Below are 21,270 nucleotides of genomic sequence, written 5' to 3'. Positions count from 1 at the left end.
TGATAGGCTGCATCAGTCAGATGCGTTCTCTGCTTTTGAGGTGACGGAATAATTTCACCAGTGGCTCTCGGCTCTTACAGTGCCACCAGCAAGTGACTACTAAATATGCAGCAACTATCAAATTCTGTCAATGTCACTACATAAAAAATAGTCACGCCGCTGGAACTGCGTCCTGGATTTCGCTAGTCTCCTCGCTTGTGCAGTCGGTGCCTGTTTGATGATTGGATACGTCACATGACCCCTGAAGAGGCAGTTGAGGAGACGCTGTGCCCCATAGCGCGCGCGCTGAGCGTGGCGTGCGACCGCGGGACGCTTTTGATCATGCGTGAGCTTTCAATGGGCAGTCATCGATTTGATGATTTACAGGCGCAGACAGGGCTGTCGCCGACGCTTTTATCGGCGCGTCTGAAACGCCTTGAGGAAACGGGCATCATCGAGCGCCGGATCTATTCCAGCAAACCGCAACGGTATGAATATCACGCGACTGATAAGGGCATGGATCTTGATGCAGTTCTGGTGATGCTTCGCGCTTGGGGCATGAAATGGACACCCTACGAAGAGGGGCAGGGGCCTGCGGTCGACCTCAAGGACAGGGAGACAGGCCAAAACGTGAACCACGACACGCCAATCACAGCAGGCTTCCGTCTTGGTGACTGTGATGCTGCTATAAGCCCGGAATTTGCAAACGAGCGCGCGTTACGACGCGTCAAGTTTCAACAAGGCCGGAGAACAAAGCCTTCGTAAAGCAGTGGCGATAAACGGCTGCCTGACCACATCACGAGCTTGTCTCTCCCTCGACCGCCGATCTTACGCTGGCCGCAAGCAGGCATTGTCCATTCGCAAGAGGGCTCGGAGACCTGGACAAACAGGGTCTCCGGCTTTCTGCAAATGGACAATGTGCTGTATTGCTGGGATCAGGCCGGCAGCTTGTTCGCGCTGCGAACGATTTTGTCGAAGACAAATGCAGGGGCGAAGCGCCTTAAGAAACCCACCTGGGTGGAAACTTTACCCGCACTGTAGCGCAGCTTTGGCGATTTGGCATTGGCCACCTTTACAACGACGCCAGCCACCAGTTCCGGAGTGTCGCCTTTATCCAGGCCCTCACGCATCTGCTTATCCGCAGCCTTGCGCGCCAGATCGTAGGTCGGAAGCGGGCTGTCCGGGTTTCTCATGCTGTCTTCGAACGAAGTGCGGGTAAAGCCAGGCTGCACCAGCGATACCCTTATCCCCTGCTTGCGGATCTCGTGGTCGAGCGTTTCCGAATATCCTTCGATTGCATGCTTGGTCGAAACATAGAAAGCATTGAATGGCGACGGGATCATTCCGACAATGGAACTCATATTGATAATTCGCCCCTGGCCTTGGCGGCGCATGACCGGCAGAACGGCATTGGTCATTCTGACGACCCCAAAGACATTGACGTCGAAAAGCGATTGAACCTGAGTTGCCGATGATTCTTCCGCCGCGCCGAGCAGGCCGCTGCCTGCATTGTTGACGAGCAGATCGATCCGGCCGGCCTTGCTGACGACGTCACGGACCAGGTTGAGAACCGAAGCGTCATCAACGACGTCACATTGAAGCATCTCCACGCCATCCTTATCCGCGGCGGGCTTCCTGCTTGTGCCGAATACGCGAAAACCGTCCTTGCGCAAGGCGCGCGCCGTTGCCAGGCCGATACCCGAAGACGCGCCGGTTACGATGGCGACACGTTGCTGATTACTCATGAACTCAGATCCTTTTTTTGTGGAGCTTTCCACGATTGTATGTTACTACTGAATAAGTACTAACTCACTATCAAAAGGATATCAAGTGAAAAATTTAGAGGCCCAACCCTGCCTCATAGCGCGGAGCCTCGCGCTTGTCGGGGATGCGTGGAGCACGCTGATTTTGCGGGATGCCCATTATGGCTTCACGCGGTTTGATCAATTTCGCAAAAGCCTTGGCATCGCGCCAACGATGCTGACCAAGCGATTGGCTGCTTTGACTGAAGATGGCTTGCTGGAAACGCGGCGATATAGCGAGCGCCCGCCCCGTGACGAATATGTACTGACCCAGGCCGGCCGGGACTACCTTCCCATTCTCATGGCGATCCAGGCATGGGGACAGGCACACTGCGAGACGTCTGCTGTAACGCGCTTTCTCGATGAGGAAACAGGTGTCGATATTGAACCTGTGACGATCGACAAACACACCGGCGCCCCGATTGGTTCGCGGCCCATCCGCATTGTCAGGCAAGGTGAAGACGATATCGTACAGTCTTGAGTTTGCCCGTGCCGGACAATTCTGGCTTCCCCGCGGGGGTGTTTGGTGCAGGACCATGCTCATCCTTCGCGAGCGACCCGGCGCCGTCGATACCACTCGTTCGACGCCGCCGAGCACCACGCTTCTGCCTATGCCAGATGCTGTCCGAGGAAGTCGGCAGTCCGATCGAACGGGATATTGTTCCTTTGGTCGTAGAGGTCCGTATGCCAAGTGAGGACCTACACGCATCGACATGTCCTTTCAGCATCCAAAGGACGGGCGAGCGCCAACACTTGACAGCCTGCTTTAAACCCGCTCGGTTATAGCGTTTTATGACGGTGCCGAGGTTCTTCCAGGAGCAGTCGGCGCAGTAACCCAGCAACATCGAGGCGGGTTTGATCTTTAAGGAGGAGTGATGTTCGACAACTGCCACTGGCACAACGAGCCTCAACAATGGACTCTTCATGACGGCATTCTCGATGTTGTCACGGACAAAAATACAGATTTCTGGCGGGAAACATACTACGGGTTCGAACGCGACAGTGGGCATCTCTTCGGCGCGAAGGTCACAGGCGACTTCACGGCATCTTTCCGCATCCAGGCAAGCTACGAGAGCCTCTATGATCAGGCTGGTATCATGGTGCGAATCGATGAGAGGCGTTGGATCAAGGGCGGAATCGAACTGTCGGATGGTGCAGCCTGCATAGGAAGCGTGTTGACGGTAGATCGCTCGGACTGGTCAACCGCCGCTTATGACGGTCGGCCTGAAGATTTTTATCTGCGCGTGACAGTCAAGAACGGCGTCTTGCGGCTGCAGTTTTCCGCCGATGGAAAGAGATGGCCTTTGCTGCGGCTTTGCCCGTTCCCGAATGCCCAATCCTACTTGGTTGGACCGATGTGTTGTACGCCCGAGCGCGAGGGGCTGCAGGTTCGATTTTCGGAGTTCCAGGTGGGCCCCCCGCTGGATAAAGCGCTCCACGACCTCTCGTGATATGCCAGATCCCCGCTGTTATTGAGGCAAGTCGTCGTGGCGGCTTAACGTCGTTGAAGTCGCTGAGTGTCACCTTCGGCCATCACGTCGCAAATGACGCCAAAACGCTATCCTGCGTCGCTGGAAAATCAAAGAATAAGGGGTTTAGGGAGAAGTGGCTGGGGAACCTGGATTCTCACATTATTTCAATGACTTAGTAGATAAGTCTTGAGATTCCCTCTGTTTTCCCGCCGCGAGCGACCGTGGATGCCACCTTTGTGCCCTGGCTTCGGGCATCAGTCAACTGGACGGGCAAAGCGGCAATAATTTCCGCTTCCTGTATCTTCAGCGGACGCAGACAGGCGGTGATTTAAGTTCAGAACAATCTGAAAGCTTTAGATCAATGGATGGCCGACGGCACGATGAGCGATGGGGTATCGTCGCAAGCAATTTCGACGTCGGAAGTTCTTTGAATGCTCAAGCTGGATCGACACATTATCTGCCGTTAAATCTCAAGTCAGGTTGCCTCAAAAGATGGCTTAACGGCGGAAATGACGGTTCAATACTTGCAACGCATAATCGGTAATGGTCCTCACGCTTTTTCCGGAGCAAATGGCTTTTAAGTCGGAGTGTGTGATATGCGCCGTGGAAAGTCCTGCCCACCGTAGGCAATCTTCAAACTTTGCAAGCTTCTGCCCGTCATTCGAAGGCGCAGCTATAGAGCCGTTGGCGTGAAGTCGCTCGGTGGAGAACCTACGCCCATCCTTTAACGAAATATGGACTTGATGCGGTAGCCGCTCGACCCCGCGCTCTTCTTCAACGCTATACGAAGTCATGTTGATCTTCGCCATAAGACAACGCAGTTCGGGCCGTATGGCGGCTTGCGGTGTGAAGTCACCAAGCGACAGCCCGCCGTTCGTCAATGCGACGGCAAGGCAATATTGCATCGAAAATCTGGCCTGCATTTCATTGGAAGGATCGGGGTAGGCGAGATTGTCGACTGCTGAGCGCCCGACTTTCGTGTCGATCCGTTGGATGTCCTCGATGGAAAACCCATGCTCCTTTTGCAGATCCAGAGCGGCATCAATGGCGCGATGAGTGGATGCGCAGCACGGATGGAGTTTCGTGACCAGACCGCGGGTTTCGATGATGTGTTTCTCGTCCCATGAAAGATTCGTCCAACCGGTCGCCTCGTCGCCCCCAAAAAGGTCGAGAAAGCCCTGCGGACGTTCCAGAATATCGAGCCTGCCCGTCAAACCCGCTTGGGCCAGTAGCGCGGCCTCAACCGCGTTTCGACCTGCGATGCCTGCATGAAGGGGTTTTGCTCCCGTTCCAAACTGTCCTTTGGGGCCGGAAGCCATGCTGGTGGCAAGGCTCATGGCGTTTGCGATCTGAGGCTCATCAAGCCCTAAAAGCACGGCCACGCCTGCGGCGGCCCCTATACAGCCTATTGTCGATGTGCCGTGCCATCCCCGGTTATAGTGCGAGGGGATGACGCCGAAGCCGACCGATGCCTGCGCTTCAAGGCCTGCAAGGTAGGCTTTTACCAGTATGGGGCCTGAAAAGTCATCGCTGCTTGTCGCAATCGAGAGAAGGGCTGGCACCAGAACAGCAGATGCGTGCGCGCGTGCGGGATGGAAATTATCATCGAAGTCCAGACAATGGGCGGCGGTGCCGTTAATCAGAGCGGCAACAGATCGTGACGCACGGCCTCCTGTGAAAACCACCGATGGTCCATCTCGTTTGATTTCATTTGCGAAAGCCGTGGCGATAGACCGGGGGGACGCGTCATTCATGCCCGCAATCATGCAACCGATCGTATCCACAATTGCGTCTTCCGCCCGCTTCGTCGCGAGAGCTGAAAACGATGTTCTGGATATGAGCTGTCGGGCAATTTTTTCGAGAACCGTTGTCATTCTGGCGCGTCCTTGCAAATTTCGCAGCGAGCGGCATTGATGAACGGGTGCCTTTTCCGGCGCAATCTTATGCAAATTACGGGTGACGTTATCCGGGAGATAAGAGAATGAAAAGGTCGGGCGACGTCCAGATCAGCATCAAGCATATTCAGGCCTTCGATGCGATTGCAGCTACCGGCTCGACCATCGCCGCTGCGGTCGATCTTGGTATCTCCCAGTCCAATACCAGCCGCCTTCTGCTCCAGTTGGAGGTTTATCTCGGTGTGCGGCTGTTCGACAGGGATAAGAACCGGCTCGCGATGACGCGCGAAGGAATGCAGTTGGGTCCGCAAATCCGGGCCATTGCGGACAAGCTGACGGCCTTGAAGATCACTGCCCAGGAACTTGAGGAGGGGCGTTCGACGGATATTCCGCTGAGACTGGCATTTCCCGCAAGTCTCTCTTCGACACTGGTGCCGCGTCTGGTCAAGAGATTTCTGGCCGAAGCCGGTTCGGTACGAATCGAGATTGCGTCTGGAAATTACCTGGCCATCGAGCGGATGGTTGCGGAAGGCGCGGTCGATCTTGGCTTCACACGTTTGCCTTCGCCAACGCCCGGACTTCGTGAAGAGCATGTTATGCCGACGCGCAATCTTTGCGTCCTTCACAAGAGCCATCCGCTTGCCGGTCAGGAGAAGATCAACGTTGAACAGTTGAAGACAGAGAGCCTCATTCTTCTGAACCGTGAGCGTGCTGTCCGTCACGAATTGGAGGCCATTTTTTATCGTGCCGGTCTACGCCGTCGCCCGGCCATCGAAGCGCACTCGGTGGGCTGCGCCTGTGCTCTCGCGGCTGAGGAGCTTGGCATTGCAATCGTTAGCGAATTGCTGGCGCTGGAATATCAGGCTTTGCCACTGGCATTCGTTCCCTTGGAGCCGACCATCCTGGTCGATTACGCGATTGTCAGTTCCGAGCTTTCTCCGCTTTCGAAAATGGCCATGCACTTCTTGAACTACCTCCGGGAATGGGCTTAAGCCAAGTATCAGGCTGATGAGGGAGTGGCGACGGCATGATCAATTTCAGGCAGCTTGAGGTTCTGAAAACGCTGCTCGCGACTGGCTCAACCATTGCCACCGCAAAAAGCATGGGGCTCAGCCAGTCCGGTGTCAGCCGTCTGCTCCAGCAGTTGGAAACCGATCTGCAACTGAGGTTGTTTGACCGGGATAAGGGCAGGCTTATTCCCACACCTGAGGCTGGCATTCTGGCGCGCGATGCTGAAACCATACTGCTTGGACTGAACCGATTTTCGGGACTGGCAGAAGATCTTCGAAGCGGTGCAAAGGGCCCGGAACTGGTGCGGGTCGGGCTTCCCAGCAGCATGTGGGAAAACTTTGCGCCCGCCATGATGACGGATTTCGTGCGTGACTACCCCTCAGTGCGGATCGAAACCTTTTTTGAAACGACATCGAACATCGCACGCCTGGTCGAACAGAAGGTCATCGATTTCGGCTTTCTGCGTCACGAAAATCCTGTGTTGCCGGGCATCGATATGGAAATCGTTGCGACTGGAACCAGCGTATGCGTTCTGCCTGAAGGGCATAAGCTGGCATCGCTAAACGAGATTCACGCCAAGGATTTGCGTGGAGTACCGCTCATCCTCATCGGCCGCCAGAGGCCAACGCGCATGCTGCTCGATCAGACTTTTTCGCGCGAAGCCGTGAGGCAAAACGTGAAGATCGAGACCCACACCAACAGCTCCGCCTGCTCTTATGTGGCGCACGGCTTGGGCGTTGCCATTTTGAGCAGCTTCTTTGCCAATCTATACCAGCACCTTCCCATCGTTCAGCGTCCGTTCGTTCCCGTCACCACACAGGAATTTGCCCTGGCGACACCTTCGGGAACATCAGCGTCTCTAGCGGCGAAAGCCCTGATGGAAGCACTCAAGCGACAGATCGAAATCTCCCAGAAAAGTGCGGCTGGTTGAAGTCACGATGGGCATTGGCCTGAGTTCAAAACCGGGCGGTGCTTTCAGATTATGCATTATTCTATGACGAAAATGCATAAGATTGCGCTCATTTTTTTGATCCGTCATAGTCTTGGCCATAACAGCCGGTGACTTTGTAGATCCGGTCCCGACAATCGTGTTCAGGGGAACCGATGATAAGATTCATATTCCATCGATTGCTGATGGCGATCCCGACATTGGTGATCGTCGCAGTCACAGTCTTCGCGCTCATTCGATTCATACCAGGTGATCCGGCAGCTCTGATGCTGGGAGATATGGCCACGCCGGATCAGGTTGCCGAGATGCGTGTAGAGCTTGGGCTCGATACATCGCTGCCCCGGCAGTTTCTGGTTTGGTCTGGTAATGTTTTGAGCGGAGATTTCGGTCAGTCCATCGTCAACAAGGAGCCGGTGCTGCCACTCGTCGTTTCGCGATTTATGGTTTCCGCTGAAATCGTCATCGTCGCCGTCATTCTGGCGAGCCTGGTCGCAGTACCTGCGGGTGTGATTGCGGCCTGGCGTCAAAATAGCGCGACTGACCTCTTCTTGATTGGCACCGCGACGGTTCTGCTTTCAATCCCGACATTCTGGCTCGGATTGCTTTTGCTTCTCTTCTTCGGACTGAAACTCGGCTGGCTGCCGGTGCTGGGCTATGTGTCCCTCTCTGATAATTTTGTATCGGGCCTGCTCTATCTGGTTCTGCCCATCATGACACTCGTCATCCACGAGGCTGGTGTTCTGATCCGCATGGCGCGTGCTTCCACGCTGGAAGTTCTGAGATTGGACTACATCACCCATGCCCGTGCTAAAGGCCTGTCTGAGCAGGCGGTTCTTTGGAAGCACGCTTTCAAGAATGCCTTTGGTCCGACATGGACCATGATCGGCCTGATCCTTGGAAATCTGCTCGGCGGCATCGCCGTCATCGAAACAGTCTTCACCATTCCCGGCCTTGGACGCCTGATGGTCGATAGCATTTTCCAGCGGGATTACCCCGTCATTCAGGGCTGCCTTTTGTTCGTCGCCATGTCCTACGTGGTCGTCAACCTGATTGTCGATCTCCTTTACCCTCTGTTTGATCCGCGCGTGGTGGCCGAATGAAACATGTTTCCCTCAATGGCCTGATCGGCGTCGTTCTCATCGCCTTCCTTCTGACAATTGCCATCTTGAGCCTGTTCTGGACGCCTTTCGATCCCATGAAGCTGAGCTTCACTGCACGGCTTGCGGCACCTGGCTCCCTCCATCTGCTCGGCACTGATGAGTTCGGTCGCGATGTCTTGAGCCGCCTGATGGTCGGCGCGCGGGCCAGCGTCTGGATCGGTTGCCTCACGGTTGGTTTTGCAGTGATTGCAGGCACCCTGATTGGCTTGGTGAGCGGCTATGCTCGCGGCTGGATCGATGGTCTGATCATGGCGGTCAACAACGCCCTGCTGGCTTTCCCTGGCATCCTGCTGGCGCTCGGACTTCTCGCAGTGTTCGGCGCCAACCAATACGGCATCATCTTCGCCCTTGGCATCGCCTACACCCCATCCATGGCGCGCGTCGTCCGGGGGGCAGTGCTGTCCCTGCGCGAGCGGGAATTCGTTGAAGCGTCGCGGGTGATGGGCAACCGCGAGATCTTCACGATGTTCCGGCACATCCTGCCTAACTGCCTTGCACCGATCACCGTGCTTGCCACCTCTATGTTCGGCTGGGCCATTCTTTCGGAAAGTGCCTTGAGCTTTCTCGGTCTCGGCGTGCCGCCGCCGGCACCAACCTGGGGCAACATGCTGGCGGCAGGTCGCCCCTTCATCGAACAGGCCGTCTGGCTCGGTCTCTTTCCCGGCCTCTGCATCGCTCTCACCCTGCTTGGCATCAACCTTCTCGGCGATGCCCTGCGCGATAAGCTCGACCCCCGCATGAGAGGTTTGAAATGATTGAAGGAAAACTTCTCAGCGTCGGCAATCTTTCGCTGCAGATCGCCCGTCGTGATGTCGGTGTTGTGAACGACGTCAGCTTCGACGTGGCACCGGGCGAAATCTTCGGCATCGTCGGCGAAAGCGGATCGGGCAAATCGCTTGCCACAAGAGCGCTCGTTTCCCTGCTGCCGCCCGTCATTCGCAAGGTGGCAGGCACAGTCATCTTCAAGGGCCGCGACATCACGGCCATCAGCGAGAAAGACTTGCGCTCACTACGTGGTGCGGAAATCGGACTGGTCTTTCAGGAGCCAATGACCTCTCTCAATCCCTCGATGACGATCGGGCGGCAGTTGGAGGAGGGGCTAGCGCTGCATACGCAGGATAAGCCTTCTGTTCGGCATGAAAAAATCCTTTCCATGCTAGGGCGAGTCGGTATTCGCGATCCCGAAAGGGCGCTTGACTCTTATCCGCACGAGTTTTCAGGCGGTATGCGCCAACGCATCATGCTGGCATCCGTCATGCTTTTAAAGCCGGCCTTGTTGATTGCGGACGAACCGACAACCGCGCTGGACGCCGTAATCCAGCGTGATGTCATGGAACTGATGGTGGAACTGACGAAGGCGGAGGGCACCGCCGTCCTTCTCATCAGTCACGACCTGCCGATGGTGGCACGCTACACCGACCGCATTGTCGTGATGGAGAAGGGCTCAATCGTAGAAGCTGGCACGACGGAACAGATACTGGAGCGCCCGCAGCACCCCTATACGCGAAAGCTCCTCTCGTCCTTGCCCGTGCGTGGCGAAGTTCGATCCATCGATACGACATCCGCACCGATGATCTCGGCTCGCAATATCGTCGTCGATTATCCCGGACGAAAATCCTTTCTCAAGAAGGGCGAGCCAAAGCGCGCATTGCATGGTGTTTCAATCGACATTCATGAAGGCGAAGTGGTGGCACTGGTTGGTGGCTCCGGCTCCGGCAAGACAACGCTCGGGCGAACAATCGCCGGCCTGGTCAAGGAAACTGAGGGTGAAGTTCTGTTCCAGGGACGCACACGGGACCATGACTGGCGCGACTATCGTCTCAACTGCCAGATGGTTTTTCAGGATCCCTATTCTTCGCTCGATCCCAGAATGACGATCCTTGCTCTTGTTGACGAAGCATTGCGTCTCGTTCCGGGCATCGAGCGAGCGGCGAAGATGAAACGCGCTTACGAAACGCTGGATGAGGTTGGCCTCAGTGCCGATTTTGCGCTGCGCTATCCGCACGAACTTTCAGGCGGTCAGCGACAGAGAGTGGCGATTGCCAGAGCAATTGCGCGCAGACCGCGCTTCCTCATTGCCGATGAACCTGTTTCAGCGCTCGACGTGACTGTTCGCGCGCAGGTGCTCTCGCTCTTTTCCGATTTGCAGAAGCGTTATGGCTTTTCCTGCCTGTTCATCAGCCACGATCTTGGCGTGGTCGAACAGGTGGCGGATCGCGTCATCGTCATGCAGGACGGCAGGATCATCGAGCAAGGTAATCGCAACACGATCTTCGACACGCCGAAGGAGGCCTATACGCGGCGGCTTCTCTCGGCAATTCCCGCGCTCGATCTCAACGAGACCGGCGGCGTAAAACTCAAATGGCGCTTGGAGGCGTGACGATGAATAAAGCACCCATGACATCTGCCAGCTTGGGATCAACGCCTGAGAGGCTGAACGCGGTTTGCGATGCGCAGCCCTTCATCACGCGGTTCTGCATCAAGAATTTGCGCACCGGCGAGGTTTTTGAACGTGGAGCGGATGAGGAAGCACCTTCGGCAAGTACGCGCAAGACTTCAATCATGATGGCAGCGCTCAAGGCCGTGCATGAGGGCAGGCTCGACCTTAATGAGCAGATTGTCTACGAGGCGCGTTTTGCCGAAGAGGTCGCAAGCGGAATGTTTCGCTACCTGACGCCGGGGATTGTGATTTCGCTCCGCGATGCCATCACCGGCATGATGGTCCTTTCCGACAATGTCTGCACCAAAATGGTGTTCGAGCGGCTCACTCTGGAAGAAGTAAACAGCTATTGCCAATCCATCGGGATGGTCGGCACGCACCACCGTTTTCTGATCCCGCCGCTGGCACTTTCACCCGATCATTCGCTGAAATCCGTCACCACGACGACGGCACGCGACCAGATGTTTCTGTTGCAGTCGATCCTCGATGCGCAGGGCTCCGAGGAGGGCTCAAAGAGGCTGGGCGTTTCTCAAGCCCTGAGCGCCTATGCCCTGCAGACGCTGAAAAATCAGATTCTGCGATACGCCATCCCCTCTCGTTTGCCGTTCGGCACGGTGGTCGCACACAAGGGCGGCACGGGAAAGCGCGGGCGGATGAATGCAGGCATCGTCTACAGCAACGGCGAGCCGCTCTACATCATCACTGCTTTTACGGATCAGGTTCCGCAGGACATGCCGGATGGAACGCCAGGCTACACCGTATCTCTAGAAACCATCGGACGCCTTTCCCGCGTCTGCTGGGACGATTTTCGAGCCTGAACGAACAATAATAGAGGGTAGAACATGAAAAGCTTACTTCTTGCCGGAACCATTTTGATGGCGCTTTCAGGCGTTGGGCAAGCACGAGATATCGTTGTGGCGCAGAGCTCGGATCTGCGCAGCAACAACCCTGGCGTCAACCGTGATGGCAATACGGACGGCATTATTCTGCATATCGTCGAAGGGCTTGTGGGTTATGCCAACAACGGCGAGGTAAAGCCTCTTCTGACGGAAAGCGTGGAGACATCCGCAGATGGGCTGAACTACACCTTCAAGCTTCGCCAAAACGTCAAGTTTCACAATGGCAAGCCGCTGACGGCAGATGACGTGGTGTGGAACTGGAACCGCTACATGGACCCGGCCACGAAATGGACCTGCATCAAGGATTTCGACGGCGGAACCGTGAAGGTGACAGCGATCAAGGCAGTCGATGCCCACACGGTCACCATGTCGCTGGATAAGCCTTCGGCAGTTTTCCTCGGTCTGATGGCGCGGCCAGAATGTGGCTACACGGGGATCATTTCCAAAGATTCGCTCAAGGCCGATGGCTCCTTCGATAAGCCAATAGGCACCGGTCCGTTCAAATGGGATGAATGGAAAAAAAGCGAATACATCCATCTTTCGAAATTCGATGAATATCAGTCACCGGCAAATGACGGAAAGCCAGACGGTATGGTTGGCTCAAAACGCCCGCTGGTGGATGGCATCAAGTTCATGGTCATCCCCGACGCATCGACCGTGAAGGCTGGTCTGCAATCGGGTGTCCTTGACACCGCGGAAATTTCTCCTGACCTCATTCCCGAGTTCGAAAAGAGCGAAAAGGCAAAGGTCATCATTTCGCAGAACAACGGCAAGAACCTATTCTACATCCAGACACGCGATCCCGTGATGAGCAAGCCGGGCGTTCGCCGTGCCATGGCGATGGCGCTCGACATGGATGAGCTTGTTGCTGCGGCCTCCAACGGAACCGGCAAGGCGAACGGCTCCATGGTGGCGTCGGATTCAATCTACTTCAGCGAAACCCAGAAGAAGCGTCTTCCCTACGATCTGGCTGCGGCGAAAAAGGAACTTGCAGCCTCTGGCTACAAGGGCGAGCGGATCAACATCATTGCCAATAAGCGCGGTAATGTTCCGAGCTTCCCGGCTGCCGTTATCGCGCAAGCCATGTTGCAGCAGATCGGGCTCAATGTGCAGATCGAAGTGCTGGACTATGCTACGCAGGTTGATCGCCGCCGCTCCGGCAATTACCAGATCATTTCGCAATCCGTTGCACCGCGTCTCGATCCCGCGCTGATGTATAGCTTCTATGTGGGCGACAAGGACAAGAATGCCTCGCTGATGTGGGACAATCCCAAGGCAGTCGAGCTAATGAAGGCCGCCTATGCGGAGATCGATCAGAAAAAGCGGCAGGTGATTTTCGACCAGTTTCACGAACTCATGTTGCAGGATATGCCGGGCATCTTCCTCTACGACATGATTGATGTCTGGGGTGCAACCAAGTCCCTGCAAGGCCAGCCTGTCTGGCAGTCCAATGCGCGGCTCTGGGAAGTGTCACTCGCCCAATAACCCGTCATGCAAGGCACCGTATCTGTGCGGTGCCTTTCTCCCTTACAGAAGCCACCGCCATCGTCGATGGGCGGACATGGTTTCGCTTTGCCTTGAGGAACAGCATGCCAGATCAAACAGCCTTGAAATCCCTGACGCAATCGATTGACCGTCTCGCGCCTGATTTTACCTCCCTGAGCGACCGGATCTGGGATTTTGCGGAACTCAAATTCGACGAATTCAAATCGGCTGAACTCCTCGTTCAGACGCTGAAGCAGCACGGATTTGCCGTCGAGCAGGGTATCGCGGGGATGGAAACCGCTTTCATCGGCCAGTATGGCAGCGGCAATCCCGTCATCGCATTTCTGGGCGAATACGACGCGCTTGCCGGCATGAGCCAGATTGCGGACATCGATGAACCGCTTGAGAGCAAACCCGGCGCCAGTGGCCACGGCTGTGGCCATAACCTGTTGGGCGCAGGCTCGCTGTTGGCTGCTGTCTCGCTGGCGAAGCATCTGGAAGCCAACTGCCTGCAAGGCACGGTGCGCTACTATGGTTGTCCCGGAGAAGAGGGCGGTTCCGGCAAGACTTTCATGGTGCGGGCAGGGGCATTCGACGATGTGGATGCGGCGCTGACCTGGCATCCCGCACCATTCAATGGCGTCAGATCGACAAATAATCTAGCGGTGCTCGAATACTACTACCGTTTCAAGGGCGTTGCGGCGCACGCCTCCAATGCTGCTCACCTTGGTCGCTCTGCACTTGATGCGGTTGAACTGATGAATGTCGGCGTGAACTTCCTTCGCGAACATATGCCGCAGGATTGCCGCGTCCATTACGCCATCACCGACGCGGGCGGGCGGGCTGCGAACGTAGTTCAGGCAAAGGCCGAAGTACTTTATCTCGTTCGTGCGCCCGAGATGTCACAGGCCTTGGCACTGGCCGAACGCGTCGATCAGGTCGCGCGCGGGGCGGCGATGATGACGGGAACAGAGGTCGAGATCATATTTGATACTGCTGCTACGAACCTTCTACCGAACCTGACGCTCGAAAATGCGATCCACGAAAATCTGGTGGCGATCGGGCCAGTCCCATTCGATGAGGCGGACATCGAATTTGCTCGTAAGATCCAGGCGACATTCACGCAAGAAGCTATCAACAGCAGCATCAAGCTTTACCAGATCAAGCAGGATGTTTTCTCCAACGAGAAGATCGATGGATCGACACCGCTGCACACGGGCCTGCGTGCCTTCGAAGGCCAATCCCATTTCCGGGCAGGATCGACCGACGTCGGAGACGTGAGCCGCGTTACCCCGACAGCGCAGTGCTGGGCTCCGGCCTGGGCAATCGGAACGAACCCTCATACATGGCAGGTGGTCGCACAGGGAAGAAGCGCTGCCGCTCATAAAGCAATGGTTCACGCCGCGAAAGCCTTGGCCTCAACAGGTCTTGATTTGGCCACCTCACCAGACCTTTTAGCGAAAGCAAAAGAAGAGTGGCAAAACGCCGTACAAAATGAGCCTTATGTTTGTCCAATCCCTAACCACATTATGCCGGCTGTCCACTTGTCGACTCAATAGGACCACTCGAAGTATCGGTGTTGTGAGTTCTTTGCTGTCCGAAGGAGGCTCAAGCGCGTTCTGGTGAAAAGGTAGTACAGCCGCTTGGAAGACGCGCCAGCCGGTCGAGATGCGAAGCAGCCAAGCGCTTCGGTGGCATCTGGTTGCAGGTCTGCATAACCTTTTTGGGTCCGTGCTATATTTTGACCTGACAACCATACGCCGTTGGGGTCATCGCTAGAGCGGTTCACTGTTTCACGGAAACAGTGAACCGCTCTAACTTTTTGTTTTTACGCATTTCCGGACGGAAAACCGCTACGCACTTTTCCTGGAAATGCTCTAGCAGGTCCCCAGCCGATTTTGCGAGACCCGTTTCAGCACGACGGATGGCCTGAAGAACAGCAGCCAGGATTGCTCAACTTGTTGAGAAGACGCCACTTTTCCGGGCGGGAAATAGGCGCAAATTTGGATCGAAAAATCGGTGAAAAATGACTTACCTGGGGGCTGGATTCTCACATAATTTCAATGGGTTAAAGGAAAAGTCTTGAAATTCCCTCTGTTTTTCCGCCGCGAGCGACCGTGGATGCCCCCTTTGTGTTCTGGCTTTGGCCATCAGTCAACGGGGTAGGCGAGCGGCAATAATTTCCGCTTTTGGGAAGAAGGTTACATTGCCGGGGATGGCCCCGTTGCGCCGACAGCGACCATTGCCAGCTTGCTGATCTGCCCTATGCTTTGCTTACTTGACGTTGCCACTGAGCGGAGAGACCAATGGATGTAGCCGAAATTGCCGACATGACCGAATGGGATTCCAATGAACTTGGAAACCTCAATCTGACTGTTCCGCTTTTCGCAGAAGACTTACCCTTTTTGCTATTTCCTGAGCCTGGGGCGGGGCCGGTTGTGACTGAAAAGATGACGGCAACCATAAACGACGTCCTCGCCTTACCTCCCGCTGAACTTCAACGTATCAAGCAGATGCTTTGGGATGAGGCGAACTTCGCTTTCCAGGTGGCGGATTACGGAGTCGATCCCGAAGGTGGCGAAACGCCGCTTCAAGCACATCTTCGGGAGTTCGGCATAACAACCCCGGAAGATGCCTACGAGAAGAGCACGGTGCGGGAAGTGCATATCTTCGATGAGTTCATTGGCCGCTTTGCCGAGATCAAGGTAGATACCGGGGCCGAAAACAGAATAAGCATCATCGTAAAAAATGGCCGGATCATCGATTGGGACGGCGACGGCACGCATCTCGGCTGGTTCGACAATGGCGAAGAGTCTGCCGCAAAGAAGCGCCACAAAATGCTAGAGTGACCATGGTACCTGAGCACCATGAAACATTGGCGAGCTGCAATAAACGAAACGTGACAGGCACGCCTGTGTCTTCAAAGCACGAGTCGCAGTCATTGGCTGCGGGGTATCGATTGGCTATGGTAACCTGAAGATTTATAGGACGGAATTCATGATGACGCCCCCTGTAGAACGATTGCAATGGGCCGATTGCGGTGATCATAACCGGGTTGAAGGACATTGTTGATCACGCCTATCAACTACCAGTCTTGTGCCGTTCACTACGGAACGCTGATGCGAAAGAAAGATGAAACCACATGAGCGCATGGCGGCGCAAAGCCATCGAAGCTGCACCGGAACTCAGCCAAACTATTCAACGCTCGTGTTCGGCAATGGCGGCTTGGATTGAGCTCCGCTTCTCGTTCAAGCAAGCGGTGAAGCGCGGCGACATGCAGCAATCCCGTCGTATTTTGGACTACGCCCGCTACTGCCTCGCAGCGCCAAGCGCAGAGATAAATACAGCCGTTGTCTTCGGCTTCATCGAGCATCTTGCCGAAGACGATGTCGTACGCTCCCAGTTACCGAAATTGATTAGCGCACGCGAGTTGAAGGATTGGAGGACAATCATGCTTAATCATGCTGGGGAAGAAGAGATCGAGAAGCTCGAAGCCGCTTTACGGCTAAAGTAATGTCACCATTACATTGAAGGCCACGTGAGTAAGGCGGGAGTATCAGTCCCCGGTTCGGGAGCACTTCCCCCGTTATCTAGTCGATATTGACCGGTTGCCGTTCCTCCAAAATCGCCTATCTGCATGCAGGGTTAACGAGAAAATGGACAATGATGGAAAGCAGCTTCGAAATCATTGCAAGGTGGCTTGAACAGCACGATCCTGACGCCAAGCCGCATTTCAATGAACCAGCATCCGAGGGGCAGATCGTGGCGGTTGAAAGCCGTCTCGGCCAGGAGCTACCTCCTTCGGTGCGTAGCCTCTATCTGCTGGCGAACGGCCAGCCATATAACGGAGTCGGCTTGGAAGGCGCCTTTACACTGATGTCTCTGGACGAGGTGGTCGAGACCTTCGGTTTCTTGAACGGAGAGTTTCCGGACGGCATTAACACGAATGCCTCCGATGACTTCTTTATCGACGCCGATCCCGGCATGCAGGCGAATTGGTGGTCGCGTCGCTGGATTCCGATCATGCAGAACGGTGGCGGCGACTACCTCTGCGCCGACCTTGATCCCGCAGAAGGCGGCACCTTCGGCCAGATCGTCGCCTATTATCACGACGAGAATTTCCGCTCCCTCGTGAGCAGCGGCATAGATGCCTTGATGGAGGGGCTCGCTCAACGGGATAGCCTCCGGCAGATGCTGGGTCGAAGAGGGTATGATCGAAGATGCTTGAGACCAACGGTAAATGCCCGCGGCTATATGCTTGAAGGGTTCAAGAATGAGGTGTCTCGGTCTTAAGCCGGCACCTCCGCTGCCGCTCCCACGGAAATGACTGTCGATCGTCTCATCGACATATGTACTGTTTCCAGCGTCAGTGAGGCGTTCTCAAAGAGCGACGAGTTCAGATGACAGCGCATGGCCGAGGTTCATATGTCGGTCGTGTCCGGTGAAATGAGGTGCGCTCCACCGTCCGCAGCAGACCATCAACCTAACTCCGGATTCTCAGACCCAAATGGGAAAAGTGTTCTGATCAATGACCGATAAGTATCACGGCAGGCTTCAGGCGAAGCAATCAACACCCCGTCTAAATGCTCACGCTACCGGTCACGGATCTAACCAAACTCAAGCCGGCTAGGTATCGCTCTCGGCTCTGGTGAGCTTGTCGTGCAAGGTTCGGGCTTGTGGGCTACGTAGTGCGGGATCTTCGCCGTTCTCGACGGCTAGCACCATTCGAATGCGCTCTTCTTCTGCCATGCGACGCGCCTCGTCCTGGCCGTATTTACTGACGTTGAAGGTGCGGGTAAGGGATTTTCGCTGCCGCTTTCCTCCAGTATTGGGCTTCTTCTCGTCGACGGGCAGTTCAATCCTTGCAATCCACGCACCGGATTGACGACGCTCATCCGGCTCTTTGTAATACACGCCGGGCACCTCGCTGCCTTCGGACCTGTTCTTGCGCATCAACATGCGCATGTCTTTGTTGGTCAAAGGTGGAACGACCCTGACGACTGCGTCCCGATAGGCTTGCGCCACTTCGAGCGCCTGCTCTTTACCGCCGTAGGTGCTATCGCTGAACGTCATATGGATGGACTTACCACCACGTGACATGTTGACCATCCACGCATCTTGTTTGTGCTTGCCGATATCTAGCCGATGGATCGCGTACATCGCCTCGTCATGGAAGCAAGATTTAGGGGAGTTCCGCTTCTTCGTTAATGCCTCTGCCGATGCAGATGGTTCAGTTGTATAGCCCATCATCATCCTTTTTCTTTGCCGACAGGTGGCCAAGCAAATGTCGTCATTCAAAGGTAATCCAGGGAACGCCCTGGGTTAACGTCCCGCCATGATTACAGGGGTCTCCAATTCTGGCGATCTTACGACCGTTGATATTGGCGACTGACGATCCGCCAGCAATGCTGTCGTTCGTCGGTACGCCGGTGCAGGTGCAGATGTCACCAACCGTCGCAATGGGGACGCCGTCTACTGTAACAAAGTTTTGCTGCGTCGAAATCACCGGCCGCCGAGATGTGGCTTTGGATTGGCCTTCGGGCAGCTATGCATGTGGCCTTTCAAGGTTACCATTCTTCCGGACATGAACTCACCGGCCTTTCGTAATTCAGAGGGCTAGTGGCTTATAAAGCGACAGATCCGTGCCCCCATGTCTGGGCGTGGCTCGCAATGTCACACTCCGCTCCGCAATATCTCCGTCAACAGGAGCTTCGGAGCCGCCCTGTGAACTGCTTGCGCGAAGAAACTGGAAAAGAAAAATCAAACTATCCGGAAAGACCACCTCTTCGCCCAGAAAGATAGGTGGTTCGCGAGTGACATCCGATATGCGGCGAACAACGTCGAGAGGTGAGGCCTCAAATATTGAAACGTCAGCGAATGCAAGCTTCTTGGATTTCGCCCCTACCAGGATTTCAGCAAGATGTCCATTTTCATAGGTAAGGACAAGCGAATGTGTTTCTCCGCGGACTTCAGTCGCGCTGGCTTTCGACGGCCCTTCGGACCGGTAGAGAGCCAAAATCTCTTCTTTTTCCTTCGGGCTAAGTTGGTCACCCAAATCACGGATGGTGGATGCGAGAAGATCTTCTGGAATTCTGTCCGATGACAATCCCTTCGAGACCCCATAGACATCGGCTAGACGATCCACAGCGCTTGGCGTCATACCGAACCTCAATTCTCCAAGTCCCTGTTTAGGGTAGATTTGCCACATGGCGTCCTCCATCTCGATCTCCCATTTGCTCTGGAGTTATTGAATAATACCATTTCGCTTCAGGCACGTTGCGTACGCTGTCGCATGAACTATTGCGTCGTCATACCGTCCTGGATCTCCGGCGATTGCCGCAACACGTTTGGCGTCTGCTACATCTACTAAAAATGCAGCGTAAACCTTCCCTTGAGACAATAGAGAGCGCTGCACGGCATAAGTCGGACCATTGACTCTACCCTTATAAGAAGCAGTTAGAGAGTGGTCAGATGGTTCCATTTGAATGGCCGGCCCGACTTCCTTATTGAGTGGTGATTTCGAATCGGCAGGCATATGGTGGCTATCGAGTTCATCATTCCTCGGAAGTTTCATGCATCCATGCGCTCCGCCTTTATACTTGCTGTTGCTAGGTGGGATGTCACCACAGGCAAGCGCAGCGCAAGGATTTTGTGGGCATGTCGCGCAGGTAATTGTACTAGCTTTTGCATTGGCTTTATCCGCTGCCTTATCTGCCGAGGTCATCTGTGTGATCTTGTCATCGAGCCATTTCCCGGCATTTCCTCCGGCATCCCAGCCAGCGTTGGCACCTGGACCAAACCCTTCGACAAAGCCTTTGCTTCCTCCGGCAATGCCACCGACAACCGCTCCTCCAGGCACGGTAACAACCTCACCCACTCCAGCGGTCACCATTCCCGCCGCAGCTCCACCTGCGGCACCCGCCATCGCACCGGCGTAGGTCTCAGGCGACGTTGCAGCTTTACTGAGGCCTCCACCGACGCCTCCAATCAGCCCGCCGACAACTTTTCCGACTCCTTCGAAGCTCAACCAGCTCATAGGCATGCCTCCAATTGCCGTTGCTGTCTAAGCGCGGCAATGGTGCTCTTCATAACCAGACCGACTTGGTCATCTGGATGAGTGCCACCATTGCGGATGTAATCCGTGACCGCTGGAGACGCAGCGATCTGACCACGAGTTGCCACCATAAGATAAGCCCACCGGCAATGCGCCCCCTCCGAAACCAATCCGAGCTGTTTGCCTGTTTCCTCACTGATGCGCAGATGCTCTTCCAAAGCTTCATTTGACGCGCCCTGCGTCTCAGCGGGACAGGCTTCGCGGAGATAGGAAATTCTGCGGTGGCGTGCCGCAAGGCTTCGCTTCGCCTCAATTTCTCCCACCTCTTGCACCGTAAGCTTGAGCGGTCCGGCTGGCGGTGTCGGCATGTCATCTGCGCGACTGACCCGCATGGGCTTCTCGCTCCAGTCTGGATCGGCGGAATAGAGAATTTGCTGAGCCGGGCCAAGCACGCGCGCCAAGTGAGCATATGTAAGACTTGGCAGAACCTGTGCCATGACGTTTGAATCCGCATGACGGAATAGCACCACTTCGTGATCGGCGTTCTGCGCGTCGTCCGATGGCTGAGCCAACGGGTCGCCTTCATAGCCCTTGCCGCGATCCATAGCGACAGCGGTTGGCAGCATAATCATGTTGATGGTTCGAAGATGACGAAACAGTACGTCGCCACCGGCGTCGCAGAACCAGAATACCGCCGCGTGACGTTCTCCGACAAGATCGAAGAGACGATCCAGCATGAGTTCGCTGGTCGGGCGCGGCTGGCCCGTGTTGTCCTTGTCTACGTCGTGCCAGTCGCGATCTAGCCAGGCCAGTTGTGGAGCGGTCCGCAATTGATCGGCTGTTCCGTTTCCTCGGTCCAGATAAAGCGGTTTATGCACGAAATCGCCGTCGAACAAACTCTTGGGAAGATCCTCAAACTGCGCCCCGTCCAGAACAACAAAGACCGGTTGTTCAGCCTGAAGAATAATCTGCTTTAGACTAGCATTATCGGCCATGGCTCACCCTCTCACGAACGGCGTAGAGGATGCCGACATGTTCCTGAGACACGACGCTCCTTCACCAGGTCCGCCCTTCTTGAAGTTGATCTGGTTGCCCTCGATGTCGATCTTCAAACCGTGAATACG

21 protein-coding genes are annotated in these 21,270 nt (G+C 55.4%); 14 read left to right on the top strand and 7 right to left on the bottom strand.

Features of this window, described 5'->3' with window-relative positions:
* Positions 1 to 234: 234 nt before the first annotated feature.
* Complete coding sequence (locus tag BJF91_RS01180; RefSeq protein ID WP_075612667.1) at positions 235 to 744, top strand: winged helix-turn-helix transcriptional regulator; 510 nt, start codon at positions 235 to 237, stop codon at positions 742 to 744.
* 170 nt (positions 745 to 914) lie between these two features.
* On the opposite strand, the gene BJF91_RS01175 is transcribed toward BJF91_RS01180, so the two are convergent.
* On the bottom strand, positions 915 to 1,724 hold the full coding sequence (locus BJF91_RS01175) for an oxidoreductase (RefSeq protein ID WP_075612666.1): 810 nt from the start codon (positions 1,722 to 1,724) through the stop codon (positions 915 to 917).
* 85 nt (positions 1,725 to 1,809) lie between these two features.
* Here BJF91_RS01175 and BJF91_RS01170 point away from each other — a divergent pair, with 85 nt between their 5' ends.
* Together BJF91_RS01170 and BJF91_RS01165 are read left to right on the top strand one after the other, a co-directional pair.
* On the top strand, positions 1,810 to 2,262 hold the full coding sequence (locus BJF91_RS01170; RefSeq protein WP_075612665.1) for a winged helix-turn-helix transcriptional regulator: 453 nt from the start codon (positions 1,810 to 1,812) through the stop codon (positions 2,260 to 2,262).
* A 394-nt stretch (positions 2,263 to 2,656) separates the two neighbouring features.
* Positions 2,657 to 3,232 (top strand): DUF1349 domain-containing protein, encoded by a 576-nt coding sequence (locus tag BJF91_RS01165; protein WP_075612664.1) that lies wholly within the window; start codon positions 2,657 to 2,659, stop codon positions 3,230 to 3,232.
* A gap of 518 nt (positions 3,233 to 3,750) precedes the next feature.
* On the opposite strand, the gene BJF91_RS01160 is transcribed toward BJF91_RS01165, so the two are convergent.
* Entirely contained in the window at positions 3,751 to 5,127 is a 1,377-nt protein-coding gene (locus BJF91_RS01160) for an MmgE/PrpD family protein (protein WP_075612663.1), read from the bottom strand.
* A 107-nt stretch (positions 5,128 to 5,234) separates the two neighbouring features.
* On the opposite strand from BJF91_RS01160, the gene BJF91_RS01155 reads away from it, so the two are divergent.
* The 11 genes from BJF91_RS01155 to BJF91_RS01105 all read left to right on the top strand — a co-directional run bounded on the left by BJF91_RS01155 (position 5,235) and on the right by BJF91_RS01105 (position 17,385).
* Positions 5,235 to 6,140 (top strand): LysR family transcriptional regulator, encoded by a 906-nt coding sequence (locus BJF91_RS01155; RefSeq protein WP_075612662.1) that lies wholly within the window; start codon positions 5,235 to 5,237, stop codon positions 6,138 to 6,140.
* 38 nt (positions 6,141 to 6,178) lie between these two features.
* Positions 6,179 to 7,090, top strand: a complete 912-nt coding sequence (locus BJF91_RS01150) for a LysR family transcriptional regulator (RefSeq protein WP_075612747.1) — start codon at positions 6,179 to 6,181, stop codon at positions 7,088 to 7,090.
* 173 nt (positions 7,091 to 7,263) lie between these two features.
* Positions 7,264 to 8,208, top strand: coding sequence for an ABC transporter permease (locus BJF91_RS01145; RefSeq protein ID WP_075612661.1), 945 nt, complete (start codon positions 7,264 to 7,266; stop codon positions 8,206 to 8,208).
* Entirely contained in the window at positions 8,205 to 9,023 is an 819-nt protein-coding gene (locus BJF91_RS01140; protein WP_075612660.1) for an ABC transporter permease, read from the top strand. The genes BJF91_RS01145 and BJF91_RS01140 overlap by 4 nt, the downstream gene beginning before the upstream one ends.
* Positions 9,020 to 10,648 (top strand): ABC transporter ATP-binding protein, encoded by a 1,629-nt coding sequence (locus BJF91_RS01135; protein ID WP_075612659.1) that lies wholly within the window; start codon positions 9,020 to 9,022, stop codon positions 10,646 to 10,648. The genes BJF91_RS01140 and BJF91_RS01135 overlap by 4 nt, the downstream gene beginning before the upstream one ends.
* A 17-nt stretch (positions 10,649 to 10,665) precedes the next feature.
* Positions 10,666 to 11,526: a serine hydrolase gene (locus BJF91_RS01130; protein ID WP_407639850.1), complete on the top strand. Its 861-nt coding sequence runs from the start codon at positions 10,666 to 10,668 to the stop codon at positions 11,524 to 11,526.
* A gap of 24 nt (positions 11,527 to 11,550) precedes the next feature.
* On the top strand, positions 11,551 to 13,092 hold the full coding sequence (locus BJF91_RS01125) for an ABC transporter substrate-binding protein (protein WP_075612657.1): 1,542 nt from the start codon (positions 11,551 to 11,553) through the stop codon (positions 13,090 to 13,092).
* 104 nt (positions 13,093 to 13,196) lie between these two features.
* Entirely contained in the window at positions 13,197 to 14,651 is a 1,455-nt protein-coding gene (locus BJF91_RS01120) for a M20 family metallopeptidase (RefSeq protein ID WP_075612656.1), read from the top strand.
* 747 nt (positions 14,652 to 15,398) lie between these two features.
* Positions 15,399 to 15,941, top strand: coding sequence for a hypothetical protein (locus tag BJF91_RS01115; RefSeq protein WP_075612655.1), 543 nt, complete (start codon positions 15,399 to 15,401; stop codon positions 15,939 to 15,941).
* A 293-nt stretch (positions 15,942 to 16,234) separates the two neighbouring features.
* Positions 16,235 to 16,606, top strand: coding sequence for a DUF7674 family protein (locus BJF91_RS01110; protein WP_075612654.1), 372 nt, complete (start codon positions 16,235 to 16,237; stop codon positions 16,604 to 16,606).
* A gap of 149 nt (positions 16,607 to 16,755) precedes the next feature.
* Positions 16,756 to 17,385 (top strand): SMI1/KNR4 family protein, encoded by a 630-nt coding sequence (locus BJF91_RS01105; RefSeq protein ID WP_075612653.1) that lies wholly within the window; start codon positions 16,756 to 16,758, stop codon positions 17,383 to 17,385.
* A gap of 333 nt (positions 17,386 to 17,718) precedes the next feature.
* Here BJF91_RS01105 and BJF91_RS01100 read toward each other — a convergent pair whose 3' ends face one another.
* The 5 genes from BJF91_RS01100 to BJF91_RS01080 all read right to left on the bottom strand — a co-directional run bounded on the left by BJF91_RS01100 (position 17,719) and on the right by BJF91_RS01080 (position 21,141).
* Positions 17,719 to 18,345, bottom strand: a complete 627-nt coding sequence (locus tag BJF91_RS01100) for an AP2/ERF family transcription factor (RefSeq protein ID WP_234801504.1) — start codon at positions 18,343 to 18,345, stop codon at positions 17,719 to 17,721.
* A gap of 37 nt (positions 18,346 to 18,382) precedes the next feature.
* Positions 18,383 to 18,598 (bottom strand): PAAR domain-containing protein, encoded by a 216-nt coding sequence (locus BJF91_RS01095; protein ID WP_407639848.1) that lies wholly within the window; start codon positions 18,596 to 18,598, stop codon positions 18,383 to 18,385.
* A 102-nt stretch (positions 18,599 to 18,700) separates the two neighbouring features.
* Positions 18,701 to 19,312, bottom strand: coding sequence for a hypothetical protein (locus BJF91_RS01090; protein WP_075612652.1), 612 nt, complete (start codon positions 19,310 to 19,312; stop codon positions 18,701 to 18,703).
* Between the two features lie 24 nt (positions 19,313 to 19,336).
* Positions 19,337 to 20,128 (bottom strand): hypothetical protein, encoded by a 792-nt coding sequence (locus tag BJF91_RS24675; protein ID WP_075612651.1) that lies wholly within the window; start codon positions 20,126 to 20,128, stop codon positions 19,337 to 19,339.
* Complete coding sequence (locus BJF91_RS01080) at positions 20,125 to 21,141, bottom strand: DUF4123 domain-containing protein (RefSeq protein ID WP_075612650.1); 1,017 nt, start codon at positions 21,139 to 21,141, stop codon at positions 20,125 to 20,127. Before BJF91_RS01080 ends, BJF91_RS24675 begins: the two co-directional genes overlap by 4 nt.
* Positions 21,142 to 21,270 lie beyond the last annotated feature (129 nt).

The sequence above is a fragment of the Gillisella taibaishanensis genome, assembly GCF_001938985.1.
Lineage (GTDB): Bacteria > Pseudomonadota > Alphaproteobacteria > Rhizobiales > Rhizobiaceae > Allorhizobium > Allorhizobium taibaishanense.
This window is presented reverse-complemented; position numbering and strand designations above follow the sequence as displayed.

Excerpts from the sequence above, each read along its gene's own strand:
- BJF91_RS01180 (WP_075612667.1), top strand. The coding sequence starts at position 235 with ATGACCCCTGAAGAGGCAGTTGAGGAGACGCTGTGCCCCATAGCGCGC.
- BJF91_RS01175 (WP_075612666.1), bottom strand. The coding sequence starts at position 1,724 with ATGAGTAATCAGCAACGTGTCGCCATCGTAACCGGCGCGTCTTCGGGT.
- BJF91_RS01165 (WP_075612664.1), top strand. The coding sequence starts at position 2,657 with ATGTTCGACAACTGCCACTGGCACAACGAGCCTCAACAATGGACTCTT.
- BJF91_RS01160 (WP_075612663.1), bottom strand. The coding sequence starts at position 5,127 with ATGACAACGGTTCTCGAAAAAATTGCCCGACAGCTCATATCCAGAACA.
- BJF91_RS01155 (WP_075612662.1), top strand. The coding sequence starts at position 5,235 with ATGAAAAGGTCGGGCGACGTCCAGATCAGCATCAAGCATATTCAGGCC.
- BJF91_RS01145 (WP_075612661.1), top strand. The coding sequence starts at position 7,264 with ATGATAAGATTCATATTCCATCGATTGCTGATGGCGATCCCGACATTG.
- BJF91_RS01140 (WP_075612660.1), top strand. The coding sequence starts at position 8,205 with ATGAAACATGTTTCCCTCAATGGCCTGATCGGCGTCGTTCTCATCGCC.
- BJF91_RS01135 (WP_075612659.1), top strand. The coding sequence starts at position 9,020 with ATGATTGAAGGAAAACTTCTCAGCGTCGGCAATCTTTCGCTGCAGATC.
- BJF91_RS01130 (WP_407639850.1), top strand. The coding sequence starts at position 10,666 with ATGACATCTGCCAGCTTGGGATCAACGCCTGAGAGGCTGAACGCGGTT.
- BJF91_RS01125 (WP_075612657.1), top strand. The coding sequence starts at position 11,551 with ATGAAAAGCTTACTTCTTGCCGGAACCATTTTGATGGCGCTTTCAGGC.
- BJF91_RS01120 (WP_075612656.1), top strand. The coding sequence starts at position 13,197 with ATGCCAGATCAAACAGCCTTGAAATCCCTGACGCAATCGATTGACCGT.
- BJF91_RS01115 (WP_075612655.1), top strand. The coding sequence starts at position 15,399 with ATGGATGTAGCCGAAATTGCCGACATGACCGAATGGGATTCCAATGAA.
- BJF91_RS01110 (WP_075612654.1), top strand. The coding sequence starts at position 16,235 with ATGAGCGCATGGCGGCGCAAAGCCATCGAAGCTGCACCGGAACTCAGC.
- BJF91_RS01105 (WP_075612653.1), top strand. The coding sequence starts at position 16,756 with ATGATGGAAAGCAGCTTCGAAATCATTGCAAGGTGGCTTGAACAGCAC.
- BJF91_RS01100 (WP_234801504.1), bottom strand. The coding sequence starts at position 18,345 with ATGATGATGGGCTATACAACTGAACCATCTGCATCGGCAGAGGCATTA.
- BJF91_RS01090 (WP_075612652.1), bottom strand. The coding sequence starts at position 19,312 with ATGGAGGACGCCATGTGGCAAATCTACCCTAAACAGGGACTTGGAGAA.
- BJF91_RS24675 (WP_075612651.1), bottom strand. The coding sequence starts at position 20,128 with ATGAGCTGGTTGAGCTTCGAAGGAGTCGGAAAAGTTGTCGGCGGGCTG.
- BJF91_RS01080 (WP_075612650.1), bottom strand. The coding sequence starts at position 21,141 with ATGGCCGATAATGCTAGTCTAAAGCAGATTATTCTTCAGGCTGAACAA.